Origin of the sequence: Mycolicibacterium peregrinum (assembly GCF_001665625.1) — a bacterium.
Taxonomy (GTDB): domain Bacteria; phylum Actinomycetota; class Actinomycetes; order Mycobacteriales; family Mycobacteriaceae; genus Mycobacterium; species Mycobacterium peregrinum_B.
On the sequence record NZ_LZSY01000010.1, the window covers coordinates 1 to 10518 of the forward strand.

The window sequence follows — 10518 nt, forward strand, 5'->3', positions numbered from 1 at the left end:
GTGATCAGCACGCTCGAACCGGAATCGTCGATGTCGAAGCGCACGATCCCACCGACGCGAGGCTCGACCGCCACTCCGACGCAGTACACCGGCCGCGGGCACATCCATTCCCGCAGCGACTCGGGGTCGAGCCATTCGTCGAACACCACATCGGGCGCCGCGGGCATCAAACGCCGCACACGGACCGTCGGCGCGTCGGTCATCGGGAATCTGCCTTCCGCCGCAACCGGGCGGCCAGCGCATCCGCGCGACTCGACCAGAAGTCCGTCTGCTCGGTCATCCACTGCTGAGCCATGGTCAACCCGTCCTGTTTGAGCGAGACCCAGTGCTCTCGACCTCGGATCTCGCGCTGTACCAGACCCGCGGCCTCCAACACCCCGATATGGCGCGAGACACCGGCGAAGGTCATCGGCAACGGGGCAGCCAGGTCGCTGATGCGGGCGTCGCCCGCACGGAGTGCCTCCAACAGCCGGCGACGGGTCGGATCGGCCAGCGCCGAATACGCGCGGTCCAGAACTTGATCTTCAACCACCTTGTTGACTATAGCCGCGGACCGTGGTTACCTCGAGGAACATTATTCAACTGATTTGTTGAACGATTGAAGAGCGTTGCAACGGACTGACGACGGGAGCAACCATGAAGAATCCACCGATCGTGCCGGCCGCCGACTGGCAGACCGCACTCGACGAAATGCTGGTCAAGGAAAAAGAATTCACCCACGCACGGGACCGGCTCGCGGCGTTGCGCCGACGCATGCCATGGACGCCGGTGGACAAGGACTACGCGTTCGAAGGCCCCGACGGCAGCGCCACACTGCTCGACCTGTTCGCCGGACGACGCCAGCTGATCGTGTACCGGGCGTTCCTCGATCCGGGTGTGGACGATTGGCCGGAACACGGTTGCGTCGGCTGCTCGTTGATGGCCGACCACATCGGCAACCTGGCCCATCTCAACGCGCGCGACACCACTCTGGTCTACGCCTCGCGCGGGTCCCAGGCCGACATCGCCCGGATCAAGACACGCATGGGGTGGAGTCATCCCTGGTACACCATGGTCCCCAGGCCCGGCGCGGAGTTCGAAGTGGACTTCGGGGTCGACGAGTGGCACGGCACCAACGCGTTCATTCGCGACGGTGACCGGATATTCCGCACCTATTTCATCGACAACCGGGGCGACGAGGCTTTCGTCAACACATGGAACTTCCTGGACATGACCGCACTCGGCCGACAGGAAACCTGGGAGGATTCCCCACCGGGATACCCGCAGACCAAGGCATACGAGTGGTGGTCATGGCACGACACCTACCCCGAGCATGAGCCCTCGCGGTGGTTCGGCGATCCCGACCCAGACAACCCGCGCGATCCACGCCCGCCGCGCGACGACTGCGCGGCCTGCGGAAGCCACTGACCCACCGCGGTCAGGCCATCGCCCGCCATTGAGAAGATGGGCGGGTGACGCAACCCCCGCTGACCGTCCCCGCCCTCCTGCGGCACAGTGTCGCCGAGTTCGGTGAGTCCGTCTACCTGACCACCCCCACCGAACGGCTCACCTACCTCGAGGCCGAGCAACGGTCGGCGCGCCTGGCGCGGTGGCTGCTGCACCAAGGGGTGGGCAAGGGCAGCCGCGTCGGCCTGTTCTTCCCCAACGGTGCCGAGTGGGTGACGTGGTGGCTCGCGGTATCCCGGATCGGCGCAGTGGCCGTGCCGCTCAGCACCCTCTACACCCCCGCCGAGATCGCAAAGGTGTTGCGGCTCGCCGACATCGGGCTTCTCATCGCCCCCAACACGGTGCTGAACATCGATGTTGCCGACCGGTTGGAAGCCGCGCTGCCCGAGCTTGTCAATCACTCCGGCAGTCGACTCGCGCTGACCGCCGCCCCCTTTCTGCGTCACATCGCGGTGATCGGCGGCAGCCCCCGGCCGTGGGCGTCGAGCGGGTGCGATGCCGCCGCCGACGTCGTATCTGCCGACGTTCTCGCCGCCGCGGAGACCGAGGTATCCCCCGCCGACCTCGCCATCATGGTGCACACGTCGGGCTCCACGGCCGATCCCAAAGGCGTCCTGCACACCCACGGCACGCTGGTGCGGCAGACCTCGACCTGGACCGCCGCCATCCGAGCGATCACCGGGTCGCAGGACCGGTCCCGAATCCTGTGCGCCATGCCGTTCTTCTGGATCGGCGGACTGCTCGCTGTCACCGGCGCCCTACACGAGCCGGTCACCCTGGTGGTCATGCCGAAACTCGATCCGGAGACTGCACTGGATCTTGCTGAGCGGGAACGGATCACCGGGATCGTGGGCTGGCCGGCATTCACCCAGCGGCTGCGTGACCACCCGTCGTTCGCCCAGCGCGACCTCAGCAGTGCACCGATGCTGCGCGACGGCCCGCTGGACATCGCCATGACCGACGTGCCCGACGGATTCCCGGTGCACCGCACCATGTCTGAGACCGCGGGCGGGTTTGCCTTCACCGACATGGCCATCGTCGACGAAGACGGCTCCCCGGTCGCTTCCGGGGAGACCGGCGAACTGCTGGTCCGAGGAATCGGGGTGATGGCCGGGTACAACAAGCGCGAACGGTCGGAAACCTTCGACACCGACGGCTGGTACCACACCGGCGACAAGGTGTACCGGCGCGACGGCGACCCCCGACTGTTCTACGTCGGGCGAACCACCGATCTGATCAAGGCTGCCGGGGCCAACGTCTCTCCGTTGGAGGTCGAGGCCGTCATCGCCGAGTCGGCCGACGTGGCGCAATGTGTGGTCGTCGGCATCGAGGACCCGCAGCGCGGGGAGGAGGTCTGCGCAGTCGTCGTGCCGACCACGGACCTCGACCTGGCGGCCCTGGCCACCTATGCGCGGGAACAATTGTCCGCCTACAAGGTGCCTACCCGTTGGGCGTTGACCGACAGCGAACGGATCCCCACCCTGTCCAGCGGGAAATTCGACCGTAAAACCTTGCGGCAGTTGATCATCGACGAAGAAATCGAGACAGTCCGCCTTCAGCCACCGCTCAGGACTGCCCGCTGATCACGCCGCGCTGAACCGTACCGGCATCGAGTGGATACCGTTCATCAGATTCGAACGCACCCGCTCCACCGGCCCGCTGACCTCAAGATCCTTCATCCGGTACAGGATCTCTGGAAAAATGGCTGCCGCCTCCACCCGGGCGAGGTTCGCGCCGAGGCAGAAATGCGTCCCGCCACCACCGAAGGCCAAGTGGGGATTAGGATTTCGGCCGATGTCGAAACGGTCGGGATCGACAAACTGTGTCTCGTCGCGATTGGCCGACGGGAAGAACATCGCCACGCGCTCCCCTTCGGCGATGTGAACACCGTGCAGTTCAGTGTCTTTCGTTGCCGTACGGGTGAACGCCGTCACCGGACTGACATACCGGAGCATCTCCTCGACCGCCGTGGACAGCAGCCCGGGGTCGGCCGCCAGTCGAGCGAGTTCGTCCGGGTGCTCCAGTAGTGCCAAGGTGCCCGCCGACACCAGGTTTCGGGTGGTGTCTCCCCCAGCATTGATCATCAACAAGAAGAACATGTTGAACTCGAGGTCGGTGAGGTGCCGACCGTCCACCTCGGCATTGAGCAGCGCGGTCGCGATGTCATCGCCCGGTTCGGCACGCTTGCGTTGGGCCAGTGCCGAGGCGTACTCGAACATCTCGATCTGCGCCTGCATCACCGTATCCGTGGCTTCGCCCACGTGCTCCGAGTTCATGGCCTCGGTGAGGTGATACAGGCGACGGCCGTCCTCGTGAGAGATGCCCAGCAGTTCGGCGATCACATACGACGGCAACGCGCCGGCGATGTCGGACACGAATTCACACTCGCCCCGGGCCAGCACCCCGTCGACGATCTCGGTTGCCAGGCAGCCCAGCCGCTCACGCAGCTGGGCGACATGCCGCGGGGTGAATCCCTTGCTGACGAGCGTCCGCAGTGCGCTGTGCCGCGGCGGATCCATGGTCAGCATCATCAGGTCGAGATGATACGAATTCTCCGGTAGCGGAACATCGAAGAGCACTCCGGTCCGATGCGAGGACCAGGTGGCGCTGTCCCGCGACACCGCGTGCACCTCGTCGTATCCGGTGAGTGCCCAAAAGCCTGCCCCGTCCGAGTACGGATGCCAGGCGACCGGTGCCCGGCGCCGAAGTTCCCGGAATGCCGCGAACGGCACACCCGCCTCGTAGACCGCCGGATCGGTCAGGTCGACACCGCTGATGCTTACCGCATCGTCGAACATGCCGTGACGGTAGTGCACCGACGTGCCCGCAGGGTCAGAATCGGTCGATCAGTTCACGAAATCCGGCGGCGGGCGCGACCAGCGCGCCCGCGTCGCGGACCCTCGCGGCCAGCCCGCCATCCGATGTCACCACCGTGATCTCACCGGGTCGCGGATCCGCCCGAACCAACCGCACGATCTCGTCGTCCGCCGAGTTCGTGTGCGCCCGTGGAGCGTGCGCCACGTCGACTACGGCCGACTCGATCGTCGACGCCGACGGCCCCTCGAACACCACCGTCACTGGCAGGTTCTCGGCCGATGCCCAGCGCTCGAGCCGCTCGACCAAACCTGCCATCGCGCTGCGGCGATCCTTCCACCAGCCGTCCGGTCGGGTGCCGATGACGTTCATGCCGTCTACGAGCCAGCGCACCCAACCGACCGTACGGGCACACCGCATACAGAACGAGCCGAATCGCGGGTTGCGGACTGTTCGTGTTCCTACAAGTGAGTATCAGCGCACCACCGTTTCTGTTGATGTGTGTGTTGCCTGAGCGGGTACCGCAGTTAGCTGATGTGCAACGCCATCGCTGATCACATGTCGGAACTGCGTGCGACGATGTTGGTTGTGCAGCATCGTGATCGGAGAGTTCATCTCACGGGTAGGCAAGCGTTCGGCCACGGAGTGCCCGGTTGCTGCAGCGAGGAAGGCTGACCATGGCGGCGAGGTTCGAAGTGCCCCAGGGCTCGGTGGTCCAGGCCTACCAGTTCGCCCTAGATCCCAGCCCGGCTCAGAGGCGGGCGTTGGCCTCGCATGCCGGGGCGGCCCGGTTCGCCCACAATCACATGCTGGCTTTGGTGAAGGCGGTGATGAATCAGCGTGCCGCCGAACGCAGTTACGGCATCGCCGAACCCGAGTTGACCCCGGTGTTGGGGTGGTCGTTGCCGGCATTGCGCAAGGTGTGGAATCAACGCAAAACCACGTGTGCACCGTGGTGGGCCGACAATTCGAAGGAGGCCTACAACACCGGTCTGGACGGGTTGGCGCGCGGGTTGGACGCCTGGTCGGCGTCGCGGCGCGGGCTGCGCGCCGGACAATCGGTCGGATTTCCCCGGTTCAAAACCGCCCGGTCGCGCCGGGCGGTGCGCTTCACCACCGGCACCATCCGCTGCGATCTCGATCGCCACCACGTGACCCTGCCGAGGGTCGGCACGCTGCGCACCCATGAATCCACCCGCAAACTGGCCCGCCGGATCGAGGTCGGCACGGCACGGATCCTGTCGGCCACCGTCACCCAAGACAGCGCCGGGCGGTGGCAGTGCTCATTTCAGACCCTGGTGGCCGCCAAGACCCGGCCCGCCCACGCACCGTCCTCACAGCACCCGATCGTCGGTGTCGACGTCGGGGTGAAAGCAGACAGTCTGATGGTGGTAGCGACCCCCGACGGCACCGAGATCGACCGGGTCCCGGCACCGAAGTCGCTGACCAAAGCCCAGGCCCGGCTCCGGATGCTGGCGCGCCGCGCCGCCCGCCAGCACGGATCCTTCGACCCGGTGACACGCACCAGACAGCCGCCGTCGAAGCGGTGGCGGGCCACCCAGGACCGGATCGGAAAGACCCATGCCCACGCGGCGGGGGTACGTCGCGATGCGCTGCACAAGGCCACCACCACCCTGGCCCAACAACATCAAGTGGTCGTTGTCGAAACACTCAACGCTGCGGGGATGTGTGCCAAGGGTGGGGCTCGCAAGCGGGGCTTGAACCGGGCATTAGCCGATGCGGCCCTGGCGCAGATCCGTCAGATGCTCAACTACAAGACCCGCTGGTATGGCAGCGAATTGGTGGCTGCCGATCGGTTCTATCCGTCGTCGAAGACCTGTTCGGCGTGTGGGAGGCGAAAGCCAAACCTCACTCTGGCCGACCGGCTCTTCGAGTGCGACAGTTGTGGTGTGAGCATCGATCGTGATCTCAACGCCGCAATCAACCTCGCCCGACTCGGCGAACCCCAGACTCGGGGTGAACAGGGTCCCGCCGGGAGTGGCCCGGTGGCAGGACGTGGAGCCACGCATAAGACCGAACCCGCGTCAGCGGGTGCGGCAGCAGGCTGTGAAGCGTCAACCCCGCACCACCGGGTCGGTGGATCAGACGGGGACTGCCTCACCGCAAGGCGAGGCTGCCTACTGGACGAGCACACGCACGTACGCTCACCAAAAGGCAACGGTTGACTGGACTGTCTCAGCCGAGCGCGGAGGAAGGGGCACCGACATGGTCGTCGAATCAAGTGGTGCATCCGCGGAGCCGACGAAGGCAAGGCATATCCGGTTGACGTCACACAGTGCCGTCGCGGGTACCCCGACCATTCACTGGGCCGCGCCGACTGCAGCCGAGCGGGGTCCGGTGATCGGTACCACCACCACCCGCGCGCACCGCAACGTGATCGGCACCCACAGTGGCTCTTACAGCGTGTACCGGGCTCTGGCCGTCGCCGCGGGCGCCCTCTCCCCGGAGCACCGTGCCGATCTCACCAATACCTCCCCCACCGATGTGATCGGGCCCTACCCCCAGTGGAGCCAACCCGAGACGATCGTCAGCCTGGATCCGTGGGGCGCGATGGTCGCTGACGCGTTCGCCGCGGAACTGGGCGCCGGCTATGACATCCGGCCGACCATCGCGGTGACCAAGGCCCATGTGATGGTGCCGGAGGTCGCCACCGCAATCGCCACCGGCCGACTGCATCCCGACGGCCAGATACTCCTGGAAAACGGTGCGGCCCTGGTGACGAAGGCAGCCATCGAGCCGGTGTGGTTCCTGCCCGGTGTCGCAGCCCGGTTCGGCTGCACCGAGACCGCCCTGCGCCGGGTGCTGTTCGAGGAGACCGGCGGGATGTACCCCGAACTCGTGACCCGCGGTGACCTCGAGGTGTTCCTGCCGCCGATCGGCGGGCAGACCGTGTACATCTTCGGCGCACCACACGATTTGGCCGATCCGACCGTGGAACTGACCGCCAGGGTGCACGACGAGTGCAACGGTTCGGACGTCTTCGGCTCCGACATCTGCACGTGCCGGCCCTATCTCACGCACGCCATCGAGGAATGCATCGCCGGTGCCCAGCGCGGCGGGGTCGGCTTGGTCGCCTATTCACGCAAGGAGGGCCGCGCACTCGGCGAGGTGACGAAATTCCTGGTCTACAACGCACGCAAGCGCCAGGACGGCGGCGACACCGCCGATCAGTACTTCGCCCGCACCGAATGCGTGGCGGGGGTGCAGGACATGCGGTTCCAAGAGCTCATGCCCGACGTCCTGCACTGGCTGGGAATCCGCAAGATCCACCGCCTGGTGTCCATGAGCAACATGAAATACGACGCCATCACCGGTTCCGGGATCGAGGTCGGCGAGCGGGTCAACATCCCCGACGACCTGATCCCGGCCGACGCCCGGGTGGAGATCGACGCCAAGATGGCCGCCGGCTACTTCACCCCCGGGCCGGTGCCGGGCGCCGACGAACTGAAGATCGCCAAAGGCCGCGGACTCACGCCATGACCACGACCACGGCCGGCGCGGCCGCAGTCGCCACGCTGCGCACGACCACCGCGATCCGCGAACGGGCGCAGCACCTTCTGCAGCGCGCCCGGGTCGGCAACTCCGCCTGGTTCCTGGTGGATGACGATGCTCTGGACCGGGCAGCCGCCGAGGTCGCAGACGTCACCCGCAGCCGCTACCCGACACTCGCCATCCCCTACCACGGCAGGTGGCGTCATTTCGAGGCCGCAGGTGTGGATCGTCGGTCCGAGTTGGACTCGCGCACAGCCGATTCAGATGCCGCGTCGCGTGCTCGATCGATGATCGACCTGGCCGTGGTGAGCGTGTTGCTCGACGCCGGCGCCGGACCTGATTGGCACTACACCGAGCCCGGCACCGGCCTTCGCCTGACCCGCTCCGAGGGCCTGGGGGTCGCGAGCTGGCACGCGTTCGGCAGCGGATTGTTCTCGAGCGATCCTGCCGATCCGCTGCGGGCAGATGCCGGCGCACTTCGCGGCCTCGACGACGAAATCCTGGCGGCCGCTTTTCAGGTGGATCTCGGAAATCCATTGCTCGGCCTCACCGGCCGGGTGCAGCTGCTCCGCCGCCTGGGCACCCAATTGGCCGCTCGCCCTGATGTATTCGGGCCGGACGCCCGTCCCGGCGGATTGTTCGACAAGGTGACCGGCCCGACGGTCACGGCCCACGACCTACTCTCGGCGGTGTTGGACGCACTATCGGGAGTGTGGCTCACCGACAACACCATCGGCGGTCAACCACTCGGCGACTGCTGGCGGCATCAGGCGACTCCGGGCCCCGGCCTGTCACGCGGCTGGATGCCGTTTCACAAACTGTCCCAGTGGCTGACCTACTCCCTGCTGGAACCGTTCGAACGAGCCGGCGTCGCCGTCACCGAACTCGATGCCCTCACCGGCCTCCCCGAGTACCGCAACGGCGGTCTGCTGCTGGATACCGGAGTGCTGCGGTTACGTGATGCCGCGCTCGCCGAGAAGGACTGGGCGGTGGGCGACGAACTCGTCGTCGAATGGCGGGCACTGACCGTCGCGCTGCTCGATGAGCTGGCACCGCTCATCCGCGACCATCTCGGCGCTCCACGACTGCCGCTGGCGTGTGTGCTGGAGGGCGGAACCTGGGCGACAGGCCGCGCGCTGGCCGCACGCCTACGCGACGGCGCACCGCCGTTGTCCATCATCAGTGACGGCACGGTCTTCTAGGAGCGGCGATATGGGCAACCTGCACGTCATCGATCATCCGTTGGTGCAGCACAAGCTGTCGCTGATGCGGCAGAAGGACGTGTCCACCAAAGGATTTCGCCAGTTGCTGAACGAGATCTCGATGCTGATGAGCTACGAGGTGCTGCGTGACATCCCAGTCCACGACGTCGACATCGAGACACCCCTGGAATCCACTACCGGAGCCGTGATCGACGGCAAGAAACTGGTGTTCGTGTCCATTTTGCGGGCCGGAAGCGGCATCCTGGACGGCATGCTCAGCGTGATGCCCAGCGCCCGCGTCGGCCATATCGGCCTCTACCGGGATCCGAAGACCCGCGTGGCCGTGGAGTATTACTTCAAGCTGCCGGGAGATCTGCACGAACGTGACGTGGTGGTCGTGGATCCGATGCTTGCCACCGGCAATTCGGCGGTCGCGGCGATCGACCGCATCAAGGAGTACGCACCGCGCTCCGTCAAATTCGTCTGTCTGCTGACCTGTCCCGAAGGCGTTGCCGCGATGCAGCAGGCACACCCGGACGTGCCCATCTACGCCGCGGCACTGGACCGGGAACTCGACGAGCAAGGCTACATCGTTCCCGGCGTCGGCGACGCGGGTGACCGCATCTTCGGAACCAAGTGACCGCACATCGCTGGGGCCTCGGCGCCTTCATCGCCGTCGAGGCCGTCTATCTGCTCAGCTCGGCCGCGTTCGGTATCTTCGCACCCCCGGGGCCGCCGCCGCCCTGGTTGATCACCCTGGCGATCGGGGTACCGACACTCGTCGCCGCGACTCTGGCCGTTGCCATCGCGAAATGGCGCGGCAACGGCCCCCGCATCGACTTTCGATGGCAGTGGTCCTGGCGTGCCGCCGGTCGCGGGTTGGCGTTCGGCATCGGGGGCCTGTTCGTCACACTGCCCGCCGCGTTGCTGTACCAGGCGATCGTCGGACCCGACGCGACCTCCGCGGTCGGCGGGGTCTACGAGGGCGTTCGAACCGGCTGGCCGTTGGCAGTTGCCGTCCTGCTCCTGGTCGCGTTCGTCGCACCGATCTGCGAAGAGGTGGTGTACCGCGGACTGTTGTGGGGTGCGCTCGAGCAACGGTGGGGACGCACCGTCGCGGTGATCGTGTCCACCCTGGTGTTCGCACTGGCCCACCTGGAGCCCGAACGGGCCCCGCTACTGCTCGTCGTCGCCATCCCGATTGCGTTGGCGCGGCTCTACTCCGGAAGTTTGTGGGGCGGCATCGTCGCCCACCAGGTGACCAACCTGCTGCCGGGCCTCGTGATGATGTTCGGACTGCTGGGGATGATGCCGGACCGCTGAGGTACTACCTCTTGCGGTCACGCACCTTGTACGTCGAGGGCCACGACATTCTGGATTCATCGCCCACCAAGGGCGTCGCCGATCCACCGACCCGGACGTCGTAGGCTTCCTGCCCGGCGCCGACCTCGCGATTGGCGTGCTCCTGCGCCAGATAGTAGAGCTGGTCGATCTCGGCCTCGGAGAACGCCACGAAAGTGGTTTTGCGCACGATGTCGTTCAT

General features: G+C 66.3%; 11 protein-coding genes and 1 pseudogene. 7 read left to right on the plus strand and 5 right to left on the minus strand.

Annotation, left to right across the window (positions count from 1 at the left end; all coding sequences use genetic code 11):
- The coding region (locus A5779_RS01130) for an SRPBCC family protein (protein ID WP_207549007.1) at positions 1-203 on the minus strand (203 nt) is incomplete at its 3' end.
- Positions 200-532 (minus strand): ArsR/SmtB family transcription factor, encoded by a 333-nt coding sequence (locus A5779_RS01135; protein WP_064878118.1) that lies wholly within the window; start codon positions 530-532, stop codon positions 200-202. The genes A5779_RS01135 and A5779_RS01130, both read right to left, overlap by 4 nt.
- Before the next feature lie 104 nt (positions 533-636).
- Here A5779_RS01135 and A5779_RS01140 point away from each other — a divergent pair, with 104 nt between their 5' ends.
- Positions 637-1407, plus strand: coding sequence for a DUF899 domain-containing protein (locus A5779_RS01140; RefSeq protein WP_064878120.1), 771 nt, complete (start codon positions 637-639; stop codon positions 1405-1407).
- A gap of 44 nt (positions 1408-1451) precedes the next feature.
- Complete coding sequence (locus A5779_RS01145; protein ID WP_064878122.1) at positions 1452-3029, plus strand: class I adenylate-forming enzyme family protein; 1578 nt, start codon at positions 1452-1454, stop codon at positions 3027-3029.
- Here A5779_RS01145 and A5779_RS01150 read toward each other — a convergent pair whose 3' ends face one another.
- Positions 3030-4244, minus strand: coding sequence for a cytochrome P450 (locus tag A5779_RS01150; RefSeq protein WP_064878132.1), 1215 nt, complete (start codon positions 4242-4244; stop codon positions 3030-3032).
- A gap of 34 nt (positions 4245-4278) precedes the next feature.
- On the minus strand, positions 4279-4653 hold the full coding sequence (locus A5779_RS01155; protein WP_207549008.1) for an NYN domain-containing protein: 375 nt from the start codon (positions 4651-4653) through the stop codon (positions 4279-4281).
- Between the two features lie 284 nt (positions 4654-4937).
- On the opposite strand from A5779_RS01155, the gene tnpB reads away from it, so the two are divergent.
- Genes tnpB through A5779_RS01180 form a run of 5 tightly spaced genes read left to right on the plus strand, consistent with a single transcriptional unit; the run spans position 4938 to position 10298 of the window.
- On the plus strand, positions 4938-6446 hold the full coding sequence (gene tnpB, locus A5779_RS01160) for an IS607 family element RNA-guided endonuclease TnpB (protein WP_064878126.1): 1509 nt from the start codon (positions 4938-4940) through the stop codon (positions 6444-6446).
- 40 nt (positions 6447-6486) lie between these two features.
- Positions 6487-7761 (plus strand): GTP cyclohydrolase II, encoded by a 1275-nt coding sequence (locus A5779_RS01165; protein WP_064878128.1) that lies wholly within the window; start codon positions 6487-6489, stop codon positions 7759-7761.
- Positions 7758-8975 (plus strand): URC4/urg3 family protein, encoded by a 1218-nt coding sequence (locus A5779_RS01170; RefSeq protein ID WP_064878130.1) that lies wholly within the window; start codon positions 7758-7760, stop codon positions 8973-8975. Before A5779_RS01165 ends, A5779_RS01170 begins: the two co-directional genes overlap by 4 nt.
- Positions 8976-8985: 10 nt before the next feature.
- Entirely contained in the window at positions 8986-9615 is a 630-nt protein-coding gene (gene upp / locus A5779_RS01175) for a uracil phosphoribosyltransferase (protein WP_055114326.1), read from the plus strand.
- Positions 9612-10298 (plus strand): CPBP family intramembrane glutamic endopeptidase, encoded by a 687-nt coding sequence (locus tag A5779_RS01180; RefSeq protein WP_110776773.1) that lies wholly within the window; start codon positions 9612-9614, stop codon positions 10296-10298. Before upp ends, A5779_RS01180 begins: the two co-directional genes overlap by 4 nt.
- A gap of 4 nt (positions 10299-10302) precedes the next feature.
- Here the strand turns inward: A5779_RS01180 and A5779_RS01185 are convergent.
- Positions 10303-10518: pseudogene (locus tag A5779_RS01185) on the minus strand (hypothetical protein); the annotation flags it as partial.